The 19435-nt window shown below is 40.5% G+C and carries 15 protein-coding genes; 1 reads left to right on the top strand and 14 read right to left on the bottom strand.

All coding sequences use genetic code 11. The annotated features are described in order from the left end of the window. The 7 genes from GR929_RS10955 to GR929_RS10925 all read right to left on the bottom strand — a co-directional run bounded on the left by GR929_RS10955 (position 1) and on the right by GR929_RS10925 (position 10858). Positions 1-1329, bottom strand: coding sequence for an MFS transporter (locus GR929_RS10955; RefSeq protein ID WP_159519696.1), 1329 nt, complete (start codon positions 1327-1329; stop codon positions 1-3). 630 nt (positions 1330-1959) lie between these two features. Continuing rightward, complete coding sequence (locus GR929_RS10950; RefSeq protein ID WP_159519694.1) at positions 1960-4269, bottom strand: PAS domain-containing sensor histidine kinase; 2310 nt, start codon at positions 4267-4269, stop codon at positions 1960-1962. A 604-nt stretch (positions 4270-4873) separates the two neighbouring features. Continuing rightward, on the bottom strand, positions 4874-5326 hold the full coding sequence (locus tag GR929_RS10945) for a hypothetical protein (protein ID WP_159519692.1): 453 nt from the start codon (positions 5324-5326) through the stop codon (positions 4874-4876). Between the two features lie 91 nt (positions 5327-5417). Further along, positions 5418-6074 carry a hypothetical protein gene (locus GR929_RS10940; protein ID WP_159519690.1) on the bottom strand — a complete coding sequence of 219 codons (657 nt, stop codon included), beginning with the start codon at positions 6072-6074 and terminating at the stop codon, positions 5418-5420. Continuing rightward, positions 6058-6549 (bottom strand): RNA polymerase sigma factor, encoded by a 492-nt coding sequence (locus tag GR929_RS10935; RefSeq protein WP_159519688.1) that lies wholly within the window; start codon positions 6547-6549, stop codon positions 6058-6060. The genes GR929_RS10940 and GR929_RS10935 overlap by 17 nt, the downstream gene beginning before the upstream one ends. 134 nt (positions 6550-6683) lie before the next feature. Next, on the bottom strand, positions 6684-7958 hold the full coding sequence (locus tag GR929_RS10930) for a mechanosensitive ion channel family protein (RefSeq protein ID WP_159519686.1): 1275 nt from the start codon (positions 7956-7958) through the stop codon (positions 6684-6686). Positions 7959-8623: 665 nt separating this feature from the next. Further along, positions 8624-10858 carry an FN3 associated domain-containing protein gene (locus GR929_RS10925; protein ID WP_159519684.1) on the bottom strand — a complete coding sequence of 745 codons (2235 nt, stop codon included), beginning with the start codon at positions 10856-10858 and terminating at the stop codon, positions 8624-8626. Positions 10859-11680: 822 nt separating this feature from the next. Here GR929_RS10925 and GR929_RS10920 point away from each other — a divergent pair. Beyond that, on the top strand, positions 11681-12199 hold the full coding sequence (locus GR929_RS10920; protein WP_159519682.1) for a YybH family protein: 519 nt from the start codon (positions 11681-11683) through the stop codon (positions 12197-12199). Positions 12200-12269: 70 nt separating this feature from the next. Here GR929_RS10920 and GR929_RS10915 read toward each other — a convergent pair whose 3' ends face one another. From GR929_RS10915 to GR929_RS10885, 7 genes are all read right to left on the bottom strand, one after another. Beyond that, complete coding sequence (locus GR929_RS10915) at positions 12270-12761, bottom strand: NAD(P)-dependent alcohol dehydrogenase (RefSeq protein WP_159519680.1); 492 nt, start codon at positions 12759-12761, stop codon at positions 12270-12272. Between the two features lie 473 nt (positions 12762-13234). Next, positions 13235-14248: a branched-chain amino acid aminotransferase gene (locus GR929_RS10910; RefSeq protein ID WP_159519678.1), complete on the bottom strand. Its 1014-nt coding sequence runs from the start codon at positions 14246-14248 to the stop codon at positions 13235-13237. Positions 14249-14441: 193 nt separating this feature from the next. Then, positions 14442-15245, bottom strand: coding sequence for a DUF2797 domain-containing protein (locus tag GR929_RS10905; protein ID WP_159519676.1), 804 nt, complete (start codon positions 15243-15245; stop codon positions 14442-14444). An 11-nt stretch (positions 15246-15256) separates the two neighbouring features. Then, entirely contained in the window at positions 15257-15961 is a 705-nt protein-coding gene (locus GR929_RS10900) for an HAD family hydrolase (protein ID WP_159519674.1), read from the bottom strand. Positions 15962-15973: 12 nt separating this feature from the next. Then, on the bottom strand, positions 15974-17557 hold the full coding sequence (locus tag GR929_RS10895) for an aspartate:alanine exchanger family transporter (protein WP_159519672.1): 1584 nt from the start codon (positions 17555-17557) through the stop codon (positions 15974-15976). Positions 17558-17637: 80 nt separating this feature from the next. Beyond that, positions 17638-18348: a dipeptidase PepE gene (pepE, locus tag GR929_RS10890; protein ID WP_159519670.1), complete on the bottom strand. Its 711-nt coding sequence runs from the start codon at positions 18346-18348 to the stop codon at positions 17638-17640. Between the two features lie 248 nt (positions 18349-18596). Next, a complete protein-coding gene (locus GR929_RS10885; RefSeq protein WP_159519668.1) occupies positions 18597-19397 on the bottom strand; it encodes an outer membrane beta-barrel protein in 801 nt (266 codons plus the stop codon). Positions 19398-19435 lie beyond the last annotated feature (38 nt).

Raw genomic sequence — 19435 nt, 5'->3', positions numbered from 1 at the left:
TTAATATTTTTTGATTGTATTTTGAGTGTTGCTGTACGCATAGGCAGGATTAACTTTCAATTTTTCTTTGAAGTCTATCAACTCTTGCATTTCAGTCTGGGCTTCCAGTTCCGCTTCCTCAGAAAAACGAATGAAAAAGGCGATGAGTGAAATACAAACGACAATCATCCCGATAATAAAAAGCGCCTGAGGATAGGATATCCCTTCCATTTTGAATAGGAATCCTGCAGCAACAGCTCCGGCATTTCCGCCTGCTCCAACAATTCCGGAGATGGTACCTACAGCCTTTTTATTAATGAATGGCACGACAGAAAATGTTGCCCCTTCTGACATTTGAACAAAGAGGCTAAACAGAATCATTGATCCAATCGCAAGCGGTAGGACGGTCATTTTGCTGAACAGCATGATTGCAAATCCTTCGATTAGCAGCGTAAAAAATAGAAAGTAGACCCGTCCTCTGAGTCCAAATTTGATTCCTGATTTGTCGCCCAATATTCCCCCAACTGAACGAGCAAATATGTTCATCAGTCCAAACAAGCCGGCTATTAATCCTGCTGTTTTTACATCCAAACTAAAATAGTCGACATAATAGAGTGACGCGATATTATTGATGGTTAGTTCAATTCCAAAGCAAGCTCCATAAATTATAAACAAGCCCCATACGCGGTAATCTTTTAGCGCATTCAAGAAGGCACCTTTGTCGGCCTTTTTCTTAAACTCAAAATTGGGGTCTTTTTTTCGAAGGTCTTTTATATTGCCTTCCGGAGTATCGGTGGTGTATTTATAATAGACAATTCCCATGATGATCATAAATATCCCGGGGGCAATCATGGCCAGTCTCCATGCCTGACTTTCTATAAATCCGAAGCCTAATAAGGCTGCAAAAATTATGGGCATTACCATTTGGGTTACACCGCCACCCAAGTTTCCCCAGCCGGCAGTTGTAGCATTGGCTGTTCCTACCACGTTGGGCGCAAACATGAGGGAAGTATGGAATTGGGTAATCACAAACGAGGCACCTATGACGCCAATCATCAGCCGGAAAATCAACAGAGAGGTGTAGTCATTGCTTAGTCCCACCAGCATGACAGGAATTGATCCGAGAATGAGCAGCCAGGTATAGGTAATTCGTGGTCCGATTTTATCGGCAAGCCAACCAATAAACAGGCGGGCAAAAATGGTAATCATTACCGATGAAATGATGATGTTTCCGACTTGCGACTTCGAAAGAAGCAGCTCTTCTCGTATAACAGCCATTAAAGGGGCAACTCCGAACCAGCCGAAAAAGCATAAAAAGAATGAGAACCAAGTGATGTGGAATGTTCTCATCTGAACGGTCTTTAAACTGAATAAGTTAATTTTTGCCGCTTTTTGTGATTTAGAATTTCCCATACTCTTCTATTTTTTTAATTATTAAAGATCGTTTTGTCTTAAAACGTTTGTTCAAAGAAATGGAAAGAAAGCTATCATTTTGTCATTTTATCTGTTAATAAAACATTAAATTGATATTATTGCTTATAATATGATGCAATATGACCATGTAAAACATGGTTAAAAGACATAAAAAATAGCGCTTTATTGTATGGTTTAATTTAGGGAAACACCACTAATGTGTTGTAAATAAGCTGAGAACGACTATCGTTTATCATTCTTCGCATTTCTATTTGATTGACTGAAAGGGATGAACTTGTCATTTTGATTGCTTTGTTAACTTAACGCTAACAAAAAGATTATTTGTCAGTTGAAAGCTGGTGTTTACTCAGCATACTATGCGAGGCAATTTGAAACTCCATTTTAAGATGATTGGGATCATAGCCTATAGAATCAGCTTAAGGCATAGCGGTACGCGGACGGGTTTCTTAGTCTGTTAATTGTCTGTTTGATTACGAACAGTGTCTTTTACTTTAATATCCATTAGATGTTAATTCAAGGCTTCTCACATTCAGCGTAGTAATTATGCTATTTTGAAATAGAGAAATAGAAACTAGAGCCTTTACCTTCTTCACTTTTCACCCAAATACGACCACCATGTCTTTCAACAAATTCTTTACAAAGAATCAACCCTAAACCGGTTCCCTTTTCATTCTCGGTCCCCATTGAAGATATATTTTCATCAATCCGAAATAATTTTTTTATTGTCTCTTCAGACATCCCTTTGCCATTATCAGCTACTTCAACAATTACTTCATTTTTATTTTCCGTAGTAGAAATATCAATTTTTCCATTTGGAAAGGTAAACTTTAGCGCATTTGAAATCAGATTGCGTAAAATGGTACTAAGCATAGCCAAATCAGCAAAGACATATAGACTTTCAGGAATATCACTATTTATAGTAATCCTTTTGCTTTGAGCATTAAGAGTGAAAATTTCAACTGTTTTATTGATCGTTTCGTGCAGTGAAAGCTTCTTAGGAGTGAATTCCATTCTGCCTGTTTCTGATCGCGACCACTCCATCAGATTGGTAAGTAGCTCAATTGCTTTCTTTGAGGATTGTAAAATAAAGGTTGATAATGTTTCAACTTCATCAAGATCCTTTGCGTTTACGTTTTCCGCAAGTAGTTCGCTTAAACCAGCAATTGCCGAAAGAGGGCTTTTTAAATCATGGGCAATGATGGAGAAAAACTTATCTTTCATCGAATTTAATTCGCGAAGCTGAGCTTCACTTTCTTTCAGCTTATTTTCAGCTTTCCTAATTGAGGTAATGTCTTGGTTGAGGCCAAAACACTTTATTGTTTTTCCTTTGTCATTTTTAACAACTGCAAATCGAACAGCAACATAGCCCATTTCGCCATTTGCGTACAGCATACGGTGTTCTATTTGGCATGTATATTCAGCATCTGTGGTATTCATTGCTTTCTCGGTCTCCTGGGCAACTAGGTAACGATCATCCGGATAAACAAATCTATTGGCATATTCTTCTGGTGTCATGGTATTACCGCCGATCTCCTGACTGTTGGTTCTGAAAATGGAATAAAACGTATCGTTAAAATGAAATAAGTTCTCTTCCATGTTCAATTCCCAGGGACCTAAACGAGCAATTTTTAAAGCAATATTCAGTTGAATCTGATGATCACGAAGGGCTTGTTCTGATCGTTTCCGATAGGTGATATCCTGGACTGTACCTATTAATGATTTTGGTTTCCGGTTTTCATCGAAAACAAGCTTGCCGATACCGTGAACCCAGCGGGTTTCACTATTCGATCTTCGAATGATTCGATATTCTGCGTTAAATTGTTTTTGTTTATCTATAATCACTTCACAGAGGTAATTTTGAATATACTCCCGGTCATCGGGATGCAAAACGGTCTCCCAGTCATGATTAATTTTTTCATCAATGCTTCGCTCAAATCCATAAATATCTTCCAGTACTTCTGATAATTCCATGTATTTTTCTTCTATATTATACTTGAACGAACCAATATTTGCTGCTTGTTGTGATTCTCTAAAAAAGAGTTCGTTTTCGGCTAAACTCTCTTCCATATTCTTTCTGTCAGTAATATCACGGGCGATACCAATTAAAGAGCTTATTTCTCCATCGGACGTGACAAGTGGGGATGTGCTGGCTGAATGCCATCTCCAACTCCCATTTTTATGTTTTACCCGATATTCAACTCCGCTAAATTTTTTCCCGGTTGAGAAATGCTTAGCCATCTTCGTTCTTAAGCTTCCAATATCATTAGGATGGATGAGTGGAATGAAGGAAGTACCGATAATTTCGTCAACATCGTGGCCCAGGATTTCTTTCCAATTTGGGGAAATATAGGTGAAAACAGCATCTTTGGAGATCGAAAAAACAATGTCGGCGGCATACTCTACCATGGTTCGAAATCGCTCTTCGCTTATTTGTAGTTTCTCCAGCGCTTGCTTCTTTTCACTAATATCAATCACAGTTAAAACTGTTCTCATACTTGATTTAATTAGTGACGCAGAAAAAAGAGCTGAACGAAGTTTTTTTTCCCGGGTAAAAAAGACGGCTTCATATTCAGTCGGAACATCGGGGCTACCAAGCTTTCTTTTTCGGTTATATTCCTTTAATCGTTCGATTTCCTCAGGAGGCATTTTATCGGTCCACTTAGTGCCTGTTAGTTCTTCTTTTGAATAGCCACTTAATTTACAAAAGGCCTCGTTTACCATTGTAATTTCAGCATCGGCTTCAAACACCACTATGGCAGCGGAACAGTTTTCAAATATTTCACGATAAAGGCTATCGTTAGCTTGAAAGTCATTCTCATCAGGAATTCGATCCTTATTGTGTTTTTTATTTTGCATGTTCGAGATACAAATCTTTTTACTGCAGAAAAAACGTTAAGAATTAACAAAACATTATTGGAAATAGGTAATCATTCTAATGACAGAGCCAACCGAACCTTTCAAAAAAGGTACACTTTGTGCTGATTTAAAATACCATTCGTCTTTTTACGTTTGCACTGATGAGGCTATGTTTTTAGCTGAAGCTGAAGCAAAATGTTGTTGTTGGTAATATCTAACTTCAATCTATCTACACGGTATTGTTGCCTGCCAGCGCTCTCGCAGTACGAATAAATAGCTTTGCCTTTAAGCCTGTTATTTTTCAATAACATACGAACATACTTAAAAAACAAGACTTTGCAAATAATTGACTGGCAAATTAGTTATGAATATTATTGATCCTGGAATGGCCACACTTTCCCGAGAGCTATCGGAAAATGCTTAAAGTACAGATTTTTGTCAATAGGTAAAACGACGCATGCCTGATTGTTTTTCAGGTATAGCGCTCATGGTAATTCATTGGAGACCGATGGAGGGGAGAGGCACTGTAGAACTTTCTTTGTCGGTTAATCGGGTACTTAATTGTGTTAAGCGCTTTTATTCCTGTTGAATTTTTCGGTGTTAATTATAATACTTTGCCTTCTGCTGCCGCCTTACCATCCATGCTACGACCAATAATTAAGCCGATTAGCATTCCGAAAGAAATACCATAGGCAATACCTAATGACCGCTCAAAACTCGATAAAATCACAATTCCCAAAAGAATTCCGAAAGATGATCCTAAGCCTATCCCCAGGTTGGTGTAATACCCTTTAGAAATTAAAGAGAAGGTGTCCTTTAAATATTTTTCGAAATTCCTAAGTGCTTTCTGATGGTATTTTTTGCTGTTCCCTGAGGTTGAGTCCAGATTCAAACGATCAAGTTCTACTTCTATGGATTGAATTTCTTCCTCTGATAACCCCGTTCTTGTCAGTTTGCTAAGCACACGAGTAAATTTCTCATAAACCTTTCGTTCAGCTTTATTCGTTGTTTTGGTTTTTAAACGTTCAAAAAGGTTATAGGCTTCTTGTAATGTCATAATTTATAATGTTTTTCTGGTTAGTAGCTCAAAGCAATAATTATTACATGTAAGGCTTGTCTTTTTTTAACCCCTTATAATCGGACCGCTTTTAAGTGTTTAAGCTTTCCAGATCAGTCATTAACTCTTCCAGTTTTTTAAATACCCTGCCATAAACAATGTTTAAATCCCATTGGTAAATTCGACCACCAAAAAACGCCAACAAACCTAGAACTAAAATTAGAACAACGATTCCTATTAATGGGATTCCGTAGATCAGGTGCATATCAGGAAAACGATTTAGAACCTCACTCAATAGTCGTTCGCCTAGTGCGATACCCTCAGCATCTTTAAACCAAAAGCCTAAAATAAGCGACATAAATATAACCGGGTACAAAACCTTTGATATCCGTTTGTTGACTGCGACCTGCTTTTTAATCCACTGATCAAATTCTTTGAGGTATTGATAGCTGTTTTCACCTTTATCGATACGCTCTAACCCATTCAGCAAGCTTTTATTAATAACAACAAGTACGGTAAGTGTTACAAAAAATATGGCGCCCGTTAAGGGTATTCCCACAAAATAGGATACAATTAAAAAAGCAAAAGAGAATACAACGATTGCAATTAAATTAATGCGAAACATTCGTTTGAATTTATCAATGATATGAATTGACTTTTTGTTGTACAGATCGTTTATTTTGGGTGCAACTAAGGCATCACTTTTCAAAAAGCCTTCTTTCCAGATGTTTTCAATTGATTTTTCCATCTAATATTTTTTTTAGTCTGGTTTTTATTCGTTGAACACGGACACCAATATTATTGGGGTTTGTTCCTATAATATCGGCAATTTCCTGATAGGATTTTTCTTCCAGATAAAGCATAATAATAGCTCTGTCAATTTCTGATAGTTTCCGAATAGCCATATACAACAGATCTAGAGATTCGTCTGAAAATGCATAGTTATCTTCAGTTTCTTCAGTCGGTAAAGAGTCCGATACAAAATGCTGCCTGTTATTTTTCTTTTTCTTCAGTAAGGTCAAGCAAACGTTTAGCGAAATTCGGTAAACCCAGGTACTCCATTCCGATTGTTCTCGAAAGTTATCTTTACTCCTCCATATTTGTAAGCAGACCTCTTGATAATAATCTTCGAAATCTTCTTGCGAATTCGTATACGCCCGACATAACTTGATGATTATTCCGGCAAACGGCAAAATAAATGTATTATAAAAATCGCTACTCAATGTTGTTTTTATTTAGTTGGTGGCATAAATCAAAGATTATTACATGCAAGCTAAATTTTTATGAGCACGGTTATGTCGTTCAAAATATCCAACAAAGCGTTTCTCTTTTGCCATTAAGAAAAGAGTATTCCTGCTCACGTTTTCCCTTGACCCACTGGAATACCATCGGTATCAATAAGTTGGATTTGCTGCCGAGGATAAACAGGGATAATTTTGTTTTTGTATTCTGCCTTGTTGATTTCAGCAGTAATTTTTAGCAGAAGATCAGTTTTCCATTTTCTCCGTTCGCGTGCGCCAACCAAATAGCGGACAATTATGTTGGTCCATGAATCACTTGCCGCAACAAATATTTCCGGCTTTTCGGACACTTCTTCATTTAGGCCTGCTTTATACAAAATATTAGAATAACGTTTGGCCGGTTCGCGCATATATTTTCCGATCACGTCGTTAGCTGTTTTATCGAGCACTTCTATGGCAAACGGAATATCCGATTCGTTGGCTATAACCACATCCAGTTCGTCCCATACAAAAGGAAAATCGCCGGTGAGATTAATAACAGTTCCGGTCAGAATTTCATTATTTGGGAAGGTTACAAGTCGCCCGGTTGACTGTTCCGCGCTTACAAAGCCCGGTTGATAAGGTGAGCCAATTTCCCATACTGTGGTCGAAAGGAAATCAATCCGATACACATCGCCAAAAACATCGCCCACCCGAATTCGATCACCCACTTTGTAATATCTGCGAAAGGTGTTGAGCAACCAACCCGTAAAACTTTCAATTGGAGTTTGCAAAGCCCAAGATAAAGCTAGGCCAATAAGACCGAATGAACCGATAAGTGCGCGAATATCTCCTGCCACAATACTAAAAACCACACCAATGGCCAATACCCAAATAGCAATGGAAACAAGAGTAGTAATTCCCTCAATATTTTTTAATCCTCTGAATGATCGGCGCAAAATCGCTTTTATAAACCGGATGAGCAACCATGCCAGTATTAGACAGATGATGACAATCAGTATTTTTGGAAGGTTTACGATAAAGCTGTTCCACATATTCTGAATTGCCCCAATGGCTTCGTCTGCTGCTTTTTCGGTTTGGGTGCTGGAGTTTTTTACCACCTCAGTTGATAAAGTTTCAGTGGTGTCGGGTTGGCTGGCAAGCGCTTGTTCTTCCATGGATGCCAGATCACCTCCTGAAAACAGGAGAAGTATAAAACCTGTAACGGCAACCGCCAAAATGGTAGATTGTCTGAATTTTTTAAGACGATTTTCTGCTCCTTTTACTATTGCGCTTTTTGTAACTCCACGTTTTCCCCTCCGTTGACTCTTACTATTTATGAACTTAGTTTTGGAGTCCTCATCGGATTTGTCCCAACTCTTTTTGCGTCTATTTCTTTTTTTGAAGTTCATTTTGATGCCTGTTTCCTATGGTTTGTGCATGCGATTGCACGGCGTTATGTTATAAAAACAGGGGCAATTTGTAAAGGTTCATAATCAGCTTTCAAAGCGAAAAATAACGCTATTTAATTGTGTGAACAGCCCTCTGTTTCGTGAATTTGAACGATGCATTATGCGATTACCGATAGTTTAATTTCATTCAAAACAACGGTTGCCCCAGTTTCATGAACACAACTGTTTAATATTCACTGTCCTGAGTGTGTAGCTGATTTACCATGTTGCTTTGAGTTGGTACAAATCCTTTCTCTCGGGTATAGTCTCTCGGCGATCGGTAATGAAATAGTTATCAGCAGATTTTTTTTGATTGTACAATACTAAGAAATGCTTCTCAGCGCAATAGGTTCGTTTATTGTTATTACAAACGACTAGCCACGAGCCACTTGTCGCCGCGTGCGCTTAGAGAAGGGGTAGTGGTTTGCCAAATACGTTAAAAAAGTCCTGTTGTAATTTGAAATTTAATGTCTTTATTTCTTTAGATGATTTTTGATTATGCTCTAAACGGGTAATTTCTTGTCGAACAGATACACGGTTTAGATTTGTGAAATAATGTAAATTCTCTACATCAAGGATCATCCTATGTTTCCACAATCCTAAACGAATGAGTTCTTTATCTATCTTTAATTCATTTTTAATATTTTATAGACCTCGGTATTTACTTTGATCAAGTACAAGCCATCTTGAAAATTTGACATCTGAATTTCATCTCCCTTTCCTTCCAACAATAGAACTCCCGTTGATGAAAAGACTTGAAATTCGCTCTCGCTAGACAAAAACAGCCGATCCGTTACCGGGTTAGGATATACGCGTAACTTTCCGGCATCATTTAGAGCAATGTTGTCAGTTGTATTACCCAGAGATATTTCAACACTGATGTTGTTGCTGGTCGGGACAATATGGATCTCATGTAAAGGACTCCATTCACTGCCATTTTTTGTTCTGGCCTTAACGGTTGTATTCTTATCTATGGTCATACTTTGATTGGATATCGCACTGGCTGAAGCGGAAGCCGTCAAGTCCCACGTTCGTGGATCGGAACCATCAATCGTGTAATAAACAACTCCCTCAGCCCCGTCAAGTTGAATGCCCAGTCTTGTGTTTTTCCCGACATTCAAACTATCTGAACGTACTTCAACACCTTCTACAAAATATTTTGGTGGTTGTAAATAAGAATAATACCCACTCTCCTGCAACTTTGAAACAAAATCTTCTCCTCGTCCTCTTAAATCATTTCTAACAGCCAGCCGGGCTGCGTCCCATTCATGATCCCGATCCATTGGGTCAGAGCTCCGCTCATCACCCCATCGGGCCGATTCGCAAACAATAGCTTTATAGATATAATTGGTAAGATTATCCCAATAGGCAATGACACGATCGTCTGTCAACACGCCGTCGTTAAAAAAATATTGATAGACCAAATCATTAAAACGCATTCTGAAATCGACACTCGTCCAGAATGCCTGGAACCCATTATCGCCGGTATTTAGAGATTTGATCATATTAGACACGCTCGGCGCTCCGGTCCTTCTGCTTCCTCCGTCAAAAGAATCCTCTAAATCCCAGGGAATCCAGACCACCGGCCCGGCCGGATTATTACTGTTCCCATAATAATACTGGGGACCATCGCCGGGATTGGCATAGCCATATACCAGGAAACAGGCGATGCTTTGATCGATCATGACCCAGTTTTTCATTTCAGCGTAGGACATTTGACTATAATCTTTCGAAGTCGCTTCAAAAAAACGTGATTTACTTTGCCCCGGCTCACCAGACCGGTCATCGCTTGCGTTAGGCTCTTTCCCTTTTGCAGAAAAATAGTTCTCGTTTTCGCCGCCCAGATTATTGGCTAAAAAGTTGTCATCCGGTCGTTCACACGGATTATACAAGCCCCAGTATTTGCCGTTAAGGTAAAGGTGGACAAAGGTGCCGTGTGACCCGAAACCAGACATCAATATTTGTAAATCCCGTCCTAACTGGTCACGGGTGTAAACCGTTTTTTCACGATCCCAGGTGGAGCCCCACCCCTTGTTGTGACCCGACCGCAGGACGATTTTATCGTATTTGCCACAGGCTGTTTCACTTCCATGGGGTGCATCCGCAAATATTTCGTTCTTTAATTTACCGGCACCATAGGTTTTTTTAAAATTCAGGGTAAACGATTGCTTGTGATCGTAAGTGCCTTGGTCCCACCGACCGCCGCCGCCCTGTATTTTAATTCCGCAGTCCTCCTGCCAGTTTTTATATTTGTCTCCCTTGTATCCTTCCGGATAAATCATTTCAATCGAACATTCCCGTTCAAAATAATCACCTCTACTGGTCAATTTGGATCCCCAATGAATGCCGTTTTCACCCCACAAATCTTCTTTTTTCATCACAATCGACAAGGTAGGAATGTCTTTCAACCCTTCGATAATTTGATTCCCGTATTCAGGCGAATTAACAATTTCCGGGTCCATCTCTTCCGTCCAGAACACTTTCCCGGTTTCTTCTGGCGAATAGTCAAAACCATAGTCTTCCAGCATGGTGTTTTTTTGATGCTTCACCTGCTCCGGGAAAATGAACGTGTGGGTTTTAATTTTTGAATCCTCATAATTCGATGCATAAGCATAAGTCCGGACCATTGTTGTTTCAATGATGGTTATCGGTCCGGAATAAATTTGCCCGTTTGTAGCGGAAGGTTTACTCCCATCCAGTGTATAACGAATTGTGGCTTCCGGTGTCTCGCTCGATAATTCAAGTTGAAAGCTATTTGTATAGAACCCACGCTTAAAACTATAATCAACGGCATCGGTAGCAGTTTGTGCATTCACCAAAGTGGAACACAACAGGAACAATATTACAAGTATCTTAAGCATACCTTACTGTCATTTAATAATTATTGTCACCCTTTAATAACTAGTCAGTTGTGGAGTTTCATGTGTTTGTAATTGTTTATTTTTTGCAACACATGGAACTCGCTTTAAATAATCATGCTTCTGTGTGTGAATATTTTTACATGCTCGTTTCATCCAATTATCTTTTAAAGTTAATTCCTTAGTAGGTAACAAAAAAATAAATTGTTTACTCCCGAAAAAACAACCATGGAAATAGTTGAGCAAACGTCTGACATAGCAGTCTCTTACAGGAAATTGCCACATCTCGAAGTAAGAATAATGATACCCAGAAGTAGAGTCAAAAAAGTGGCTAATTAGTGTCTGTTTTTCATGAACAATCAGGCACGAGTAAAGTTTTTTGTTTTATTGACTAGTGCCCCTGCTCCCGCGCGATTCTTCCTGGATTCCGCATGTTTCCGTTTGCAGTTCTAATTTCGGCCTTTTTTGTATTCGTTTCAATCGGCAATTGGATCCCGGCTCCCCCCTTGATTCCGCCTTAAATCCGCAAGGTATTGCTGAAGAAAAGGTGCAATCGTGTGGAAGCGTGGCAAACGGGTGACAGGCTAAAGCCATCGTCATATCCGGTATTGTTTTGCAGAAACAAGGGCAGTTAGCCCGACAAACTGGTCGCTGCCGTTTGCAAAAGAACAACCACTGGCAATACCGCTCCTACGTTAGAAAAAGCCCAAAGGAAAATAACTGGCATTGGTTCGAAATAAAAGCGACAACAAGTTTTGGGGATTGCATTCTCACTAAAAATTTCGTATTTTATTAATTAAGTATCAATTAATTAAATACAAAATCATGAAAACAAATTTGACATTTTTATTAACGATCATGCTTGCGGCTTTAATTGCAGCATGCACACCGAGAGAACAACAAGTTGCCATGCAGGAAGAGGAAGTTGACCTGATTAATGACGAATTTACCGAGGCTAAGGAAGAGGTTCGGATGACCATGGACAGCATCGCACAAAGCATAAAAGATGGAGATATTGACCGGCTCATATCGTTTCACGCCTACAGCCCCAAGTTTACTGAATTTAAGAACGGGGAAGTTCGCAATGGCGCAAAAGCAAACGAAGAATTTGAACGCGGAGTTTTTGGTTCGGTTACCGAAGTCAAGAAATTCGATATGAATGATATGAAGATCGCGGTTTATGGAGACGTCGCCAACGTCACGCTTCACTCCGATTTTCAGTTAAAATTCGAAAACGACTTGGTCACCGTTAACGACCAAATATCACTGTTATTCGTCGATACGGAAAATGGTTGGAGAATCGTTCATGAACATCATTCCTCATTAAACCAAGCCGAAGAGTAAAAACCGGCGACTTTAATTAACACCCCGCTGGCGCGAACTGACTATTCGTGCCTTTTATATATCCAGTCCTTTAAACACCACCGCCGCCGCCATTAATTAAAATTTTCTGTCCCTGCTTTATCTCGCCAAGGTCTCTAAGAGCCTGAAGGGCAAGAGCCGATGCGTGTGGAATAGCGCTTGCTTCAACAAAGCTTAATTCATCAGGTTTCCTGATTACTGAATTTTCATTGATGCTGATATACTCTGCAAAAGTGCCAAAGCCATATTCGGATAGATCACCAAAGACTGTATCTCCAATTTTGAACTTCTTAACATTTACACCGATATCTTCAACTAAGCCCGCTAGTTCCATACCTGGAGTTTTCTGTTTTGGTTTGAATAAGCCAAACATTAACCGATATAAATACGGTTTACCTCTGACAAAACTCCAGTCATAATCATTAATCGCGGTCGCATGAATTCGAATTAGAACTTCGTTTACCTTCGGTACAGGCTTTGCTACTTTCTTAATCTCCAGAACCTTTTCAGGAAACCCATAGCTCTTAAATTGAATAGCTCTCATGTCTTTACAATTGTTTGGTTTTCGCTGCGACACCTGGAATTAGCCTAAGATAATCAAGCATATTTGTGTGCGTGCATGAATATACTTAACTCAAAGCTCGGGAAAAGGTTTAAGATACACTCACTCTCATTACATGTCCACTATTTCCTGATTGAAGTAGGCTAAAACCTCTTTGGAATGCTCTGTCACCTCTCTGGAGTGGACTAAAACCTGTTTGGAGTAGGGGCTACTCTCTGGAGTCCATTTTTTACAAGATAGGAGGCACTTTTTAGGGTAAAGGTAGCATCTTCCGATCCTGAATCGAGTTTAGGATGACCGAACTTGAGGTGGTCCACTTCACCCGAGGTATTGAAGTTGGGCCGAGCGCTGGTTGCTACACCTACAAATTGGTGTCTGCAACTTGGCAGGTACCAATAAAAAAGCCTCATTTACTAGTTGTAAACAAGGCTTTCAATATTTTTGGTTGAGGTAATTTATTCAATAACAGTCACCCATCCGTATGGATCAGGAGCATCGCCATCTTGTATGGCCCGAAGTTTTTCGTATAATTTGGTACTCCAGGTACCGGGCTCATTTCCGTAGAGGTATTCTTTATCCTCGTCGGCATCGTAAACTCGCTTGATTGGAGAAATGACCGCGGCTGTACCGCAGGCTCCAACTTCTTCAAAGGTTTCCAGCTCTTCAACAGGCACTTGCCGGCGCTCTATTTTCAAACCCATATCTTCGGCAATTTGGATGATGCTTTTGTTGGTAATTGAAGGCAAAATTGATTCTGACTTCGGCGTGATATAGGTATTATTCTTGATTCCGAAAAAGTTAGCCGGTCCACATTCGTCGAGGTATTTCTTTTCGCGGGCATCCAGGTAAAGTACGGCAGAATAACCTTCGGCTTTAGCTTTTTTGCCGGCTGTTAAGCTTGCCGCATAGTTTCCGCCCACTTTGTATTTCCCGGTTCCCAGTGGTGCCGCACGATCAAACTGCCGCATAATCAGCAAGTCGGTTGGTTTGAATCCTTCGGGGAAATAGGGTCCCACGGGCATTACAAAAACAATAAACAAGTACTCCTGCGATGGGCGCACACCAATTTCGGGGCCAACACCAATCAGCAGCGGACGAATATATAAGGAGGCACCGCTTCCGTATGGAGGAACAAATTCGATATTCTTTTTTACTGCCAGTTTAACGGCTTCCTCAAAGGTTTCGATAGGAACGTGAGGCATCAGAATGCCGTCGCTCGAGTGTTGCATGCGTTTGGCATTTTCATCCATCCGAAATACACGGACTTTACCATCTTTCCCTTTAAAGGCTTTCAATCCTTCAAAGGCTTCCTGGCCGTAATGCAACGACGTAGCAGCCATATGTATATTAAGGTATTCGGAATCGCTCAGTTCCAGTTCGCCCCACTCGCCATTTTTATAATAGCAACGAACATTCAGGTTCGTTTTGCGGTATCCAAAGCCAATCGTTTTCCAATCTTGAATTTCCATAGTTTTATTGTTTGCCAATCAGGTTTTTTTAGAAACCCTAAAATAAAGAAAAAATGGTCAATAGGGGATGTCATTTGATCCATTTCAACGTTTAAATAAATGTTTTACACACATGTTCAAAAACAGGCTAGTACCAATCTTTAATTCTTTTCGTGCTTAAGCTATTAATTTGGCAACTGTAACGAACCGTCAGTTATGAATTAACAGCAAGCCTTAAAAAGTATCCGTTGTGCTTTCGGATATTCAGCACCTGATTTTTGTCAAAAATAAGATATTGTCCTTTAATTCCCATCAGTTTACCAACAATCTCTGCTTGTTTATCGAAAGTTATACTTTTTACCTTTTCAGGATAAGCCGTTACCGGGTAGTGAAGCTCAAGTATTTCGTTTTCGTCGGAGAAGTATTGCTGCAGTTCGGCAGGTATCAGCTTCAATGCTTTCTGCTTTTCTTCGTCTAGTTTAATCGATTCATCAAGCTGATTTTGCAACATGGCCCGCCAGTTGGTTTTATCGGTAAAGTGCTTTTTTAATAACACTTCGATGATGCCTGCAATGTGTCGGTTTGGTGTTTTGGCCAGGCGAATGGCTCGGCTTGCTCCCTGGTCTATCCAGCGTGTTGGCACCTGATGATGACGGGTAACACCGACTTTTAATTCGCTCGAAACAGCCAGGTACACATAGTGGTCAATCAGGTCGTGCTCTTCGGCCCACTTGATATCGCGGGCTACACCGTATTGCGCTCGCGACAATTCCGGACGCATGATATCGGCTCCTGCTTCGGGTACTGTTTGATAGCAATTGTAGCAAAATCCCTGACTAAACGAAGTCTTGGTTTTCTTGCCGCATGAAATACAATTGATTTGTCCGTCAAAATTAAACTGAATGAGTTGGCCAATGAGCGCATTCATATTCACCAGCTCATCACCAATAGGCAATTGATATTGAATCGGATCATCCAACTCGGTTCTCATTTTTAGTATGTTCCCTTGGTATTCCATTTTCAGGCCATTTATGCTTTAGTGAACAATGTCAAAACATCACGTATTTCCTTTAGTTCAAAAAATCGGTCACTTTTGATGTCTTCCGGGTTCATTTGTTCGAGAACCCAGGTGGTACAATAAGGCACATGAACAGCCGTTCCGCCCAGGTTAATCACCGGAAGCACATCCGATTTTAAGGAGTTGCCGATCATCATAAAATGTCGGGCTTCAATATCCAGGTGATTTAAAAGCGCCTGATAATTGGTCTCTTTTTTATGGCTCATCACCTCAATATGATGAAAATAGTTGAGTAAGCCCGACTTTTTTAACTTCCGCTCCTGATCGAGTAAATCGCCTTTGGTAGCCAATACCAACCGATAGTTTGGCGCAAGCTCTTCCAGCACATCGCGAATGCCATCCAATAAAACAACGTCTTTGTTGAGCATGGTTTTGCCAATGTCGACTATGGCCTCCACCTCTTCCGGGCGTACTTTTTTATCCGAAATTAACAAGGATGTTTCAACCAACGACAAGATGAAGGCTTTAATTCCGTAGCCATAAATCTCCATGTTCTGAACCTCAACTTTGAACAGCTGTTCCATGATCTGTTCGCGGGGTTGATACGCTTTCAGCAACTCACAAAATTGCTGTTCCGCTTCACGAAAGAAGTTTTCATTTTCCCAAAGGGTGTCGTCGGCATCAAAAGCGATAACCTGAATATCTTGAAAGCTCATGATTCGAATCTACTAAATCAAACTTAAAATCTGCACAAACACAATTAATAACACCATCGCAATTGGGTAAACCGTTGCATAAGCTACTGACGGAGCATCGGTATCGGTCATTCCGTCGATGGCTGCCAGCCCGGGCGTACTGGTCATACTACCGGTTAAGGTCCCCAGCAGGGTTAGGATATTCATTTTTAGTGCATAGCGTGCAATAATGGTTGTTATAATCATGGGCACCAAGGTGATGATGATTCCATACACAAATAGCTCAACGCCATATTGCTGGAAGGTTTCTACCAGGCTCGATCCGGCTCCGGTACCCACCGCGGCCAGAAAAAACAACAAACCAAACTGCCGAAGTAGTTGATTGGCAGCACCGGTCATTGTCCACATAATAGGGCCGGTTTTTCCCGTACGTCCTAAAATAAGGGCTGTGAGTAAAATACCGCCTGTTAGTCCTAAGCTAAAGGAGAATGAGCCAAAGTTGATGCTTAACTTACCAACCAGGATTCCCAAAATAATTCCGGTCGCAATTGGGAAGAAATCGGTGTCCGACAAGCGGCGGTCGTCATCGCCAAAAATACGGGCGACCTGCTCCATGCTTTCTTTATGGCAAGCAACAATAATTTTATCACCAAATTGTAATTTAGAAGAAGGACTGGGTGAAATATTAATTCCCGAACGACGAATCCGGGTGATTGTTGCATTATAGGTATTCAGAATATTGAGTTGCCCCAGGGTTTTATTCACAATCTCTTTGTTGGTCACCAAAAATGAGCGCACATCATAGTGGGTGCTCAGTGGAATTTCGGTCGTTGTTTCCGGGCCAATCAACAACTGAACACGGCTCAAGGCTTCTTCGGTTCCAACAGCTTTAATAACGTCTCCTTTTTGCAGCATTGTATCCCGTGAAGGTGTAATTGCTGTATCTCCGTGCATGACACGCGAAACAACCGCTTTAGTCATAAACCGAATACGCAGTCCGCCAATGGTTTTACCAACGACATTTTCATTTTCAACCACAAAATTTTTGCGCATGATTTCGGGGTAACCGGCTGACATTTCCTTTTTGTATTGAGCTTCAGCATCCTTGATATTCACGCGAAGAAAACGAGGCAATAAGCTGACAAACAAAATGACGCCAATAACCCCAAACGGGTAGCCAATACCATAACCAATAGATGCCAGTGGTGAACCGGTTGTGTCGATAGCAGCAGCCAATCCGGGCGTGCTGGTTAACGCCCCGGTTAGCAAGCCAATACACAGGCTTTTATCAATTCCCATAAAATGGAAAATACCAAAGGTGATCAGACTGGAAGTGAAAATTAGTAAACTGGCCAGCACCGCCAATTCACGACCATTCTTTTTAAACGAGCCAAAAAATCCGGGCCCCGCCTGAATTCCAATGGTGAAGATGAATAATACCAGCCCCAGGTATTGAAAGTCCTTGGGAATGATGATTCCAAAGTGTCCGAAAACCAAGGCGACAAAAATTACGGCAGAGACATCGAGCGATATGCCTTTTATTTTTATCCGGCCAATGATGAAACCGATTAAAATGATCAGGAAAAGTGCAAAATAGCTGTTACTAAACAAACCCATGGCATTTGATTTTTAAGGCTACAAAAGTATAAACTTTTTGCCTCAACGTCTTTAAATGCCGTTATAAATAGGATGATTAACTATTCTTTTAACAGAAAGGAAAAATCGTCGCCGGGCTTTAGCTCGTATGGTGTTTTTCCCTGAATAAAAATACGGGTCGAGCGTTCGCCAATCAGTTCCAGTTTGTTGTCTTCCAGTTTCAGCATGGTTCCTTCGCGTAAACCAATTACGTAAACATTGGGGTTGATCTCCAAGAACTCGGATATCCGCTGTTCGCGGGTTTCGCCACCGTGTCCCTGGGGATTCGCATCGAGGTAGTGGGGGTTAATTTGAAATGAAACCAGGTTGATGGTGTTAAATCCCTTGGGATCAATAATGGGCATGTCGTTGGTTGTGCGTAGCGATGGGCAAGCCACATTCGATCCGGCACTCCAACCTACATAAGGTGTTCCGGCTTTCACCTTCTTACGAATCGGGTCCATCAAATCCTGATCGTGCAACATACGAACCAGCTGCCAGGTATTTCCCCCGCCAATGACAATGGCTGTAGCTTCTTCAACTGCTTTTACGGGATTCCTGAAGTGATGAATACCAACGACCTCGTGGCCTATTTCCTGCAAGCTTTCATTTACTTTTTGCTCATAGTCGTCAAACGAAAAGCTAACGGCCGCGTAGGGAATGAATAAGGCTTTTACTTTTTTTTTGCCTAAAAACTGCTGGATCTGCTTTTTTGGATACCCCAGATACGGTTCTCCGGGCATTGTTGAGTTGCTAAGAAGTAATAATTTCATCCGTTTAAAATTTTCAAGTTTTTTAAAACGTACTTTAAATTTGAGAACGGATGGAACCGCTCCGCGCTCACATAAACTTTTTTAATCATCTTTGTTTGTGAATTTTTGATTAAAAAAGTTCATGTTCGTTTCATCCGTTTATTCCTATTTATATGGTTCGAACCATCATTGATTTCAATACCTCAAACAAGTCAACTAAAATAAGAAAATCAAAAAGAATAAAACAGGAAATTTATCAGCAGCCTGGTTTAAAAGGAAAATAAGGCTACCCCAATTGAAAATGGGTATAATTCAGGTCCTTTATCGGTGACAAATAATGGTTGAAGATCAAGCGTTGCATATAAGTTGACAAAGCGGTAGCCGATTTTGACCATGCCCGAAAAACGAAAATCGTGGATATAAAAGTCATCCGGAGTTTTCAGCTTTTCCTTTTTCCCGTTTTCACGGTACTTCACTTTTGTATGCGAACTCAATCGCTTTTGAAGAACCACTCCGGTAGCCAGATAAATTCGATTTCCATATTGTTTTAAAGGAACCTGAAATTCAACCAATAATGGAACACTCAGGTAGGTCGACGAGAGCTTGGATTTTTGCTTCGAATCATAAAACTGTTCGATTGGCTCAATGCGATAGCCACCCTTTTCAATACTTGTTTTTTTATCGAGAAAGTAAGTTTGAATTTCCAGGCCCAATCCGGTTACCAGTCCAATCGTATTGCGGGTTCGCTGCAAGCTTTTCGAAAACTGGACCAGGTTTAGATTCAAGACGGTAGATCGCAGTAAGTTGACATCTAGAAAATCGGCATCCTCTTCAGGATACATCGAATAATCTTCATTGGTAAACCCATTTACGCCCAGATAAATTCCCGACCAATGACCTTTGAATTCATCGTCCCAGTAATTAAAGCCATCCGTTACTACACCATGTGGTTGAATAATATTGGGCTGGTGGCGTGACATGGATTGCTTAACCCGCAACGTATCTGTTGATTGTGCGTTGACAAAAAATACGCAAGCTACTAATGATAATATCAGAGCAAAATGTTTCATTCTAATCGGATGCTTTTTGTAGGGGTCATGTGGAACTC

The sequence above is a fragment of the Sunxiuqinia indica genome, from assembly GCF_009847015.1.
Taxonomy (GTDB): Bacteria; Bacteroidota; Bacteroidia; order Bacteroidales; family Prolixibacteraceae; genus Sunxiuqinia; species Sunxiuqinia indica.
The sequence above is the reverse complement of the archived record's forward strand: the minus strand, read 5'-3'. Positions and strand labels throughout refer to the sequence as shown.

Bases quoted from the DNA above. Each gene is read 5' to 3' on its own strand.
- GR929_RS10955 (WP_159519696.1), bottom strand. From the start codon at position 1,329: ATGAGAACATTCCACATCACTTGGTTCTCATTCTTTTTATGCTTTTTC.
- GR929_RS10950 (WP_159519694.1), bottom strand. From the start codon at position 4,269: ATGCAAAATAAAAAACACAATAAGGATCGAATTCCTGATGAGAATGAC.
- GR929_RS10945 (WP_159519692.1), bottom strand. From the start codon at position 5,326: ATGACATTACAAGAAGCCTATAACCTTTTTGAACGTTTAAAAACCAAA.
- GR929_RS10940 (WP_159519690.1), bottom strand. From the start codon at position 6,074: ATGGAAAAATCAATTGAAAACATCTGGAAAGAAGGCTTTTTGAAAAGT.
- GR929_RS10930 (WP_159519686.1), bottom strand. From the start codon at position 7,958: ATGAACTTCAAAAAAAGAAATAGACGCAAAAAGAGTTGGGACAAATCC.
- GR929_RS10925 (WP_159519684.1), bottom strand. From the start codon at position 10,858: ATGCTTAAGATACTTGTAATATTGTTCCTGTTGTGTTCCACTTTGGTG.
- GR929_RS10920 (WP_159519682.1), top strand. From the start codon at position 11,681: ATGAAAACAAATTTGACATTTTTATTAACGATCATGCTTGCGGCTTTA.
- GR929_RS10915 (WP_159519680.1), bottom strand. From the start codon at position 12,761: ATGAGAGCTATTCAATTTAAGAGCTATGGGTTTCCTGAAAAGGTTCTG.
- GR929_RS10910 (WP_159519678.1), bottom strand. From the start codon at position 14,248: ATGGAAATTCAAGATTGGAAAACGATTGGCTTTGGATACCGCAAAACG.
- GR929_RS10905 (WP_159519676.1), bottom strand. From the start codon at position 15,245: ATGGAATACCAAGGGAACATACTAAAAATGAGAACCGAGTTGGATGAT.
- GR929_RS10900 (WP_159519674.1), bottom strand. From the start codon at position 15,961: ATGAGCTTTCAAGATATTCAGGTTATCGCTTTTGATGCCGACGACACC.
- GR929_RS10895 (WP_159519672.1), bottom strand. From the start codon at position 17,557: ATGGGTTTGTTTAGTAACAGCTATTTTGCACTTTTCCTGATCATTTTA.
- pepE (WP_159519670.1), bottom strand. From the start codon at position 18,348: ATGAAATTATTACTTCTTAGCAACTCAACAATGCCCGGAGAACCGTAT.
- GR929_RS10885 (WP_159519668.1), bottom strand. From the start codon at position 19,397: ATGAAACATTTTGCTCTGATATTATCATTAGTAGCTTGCGTATTTTTT.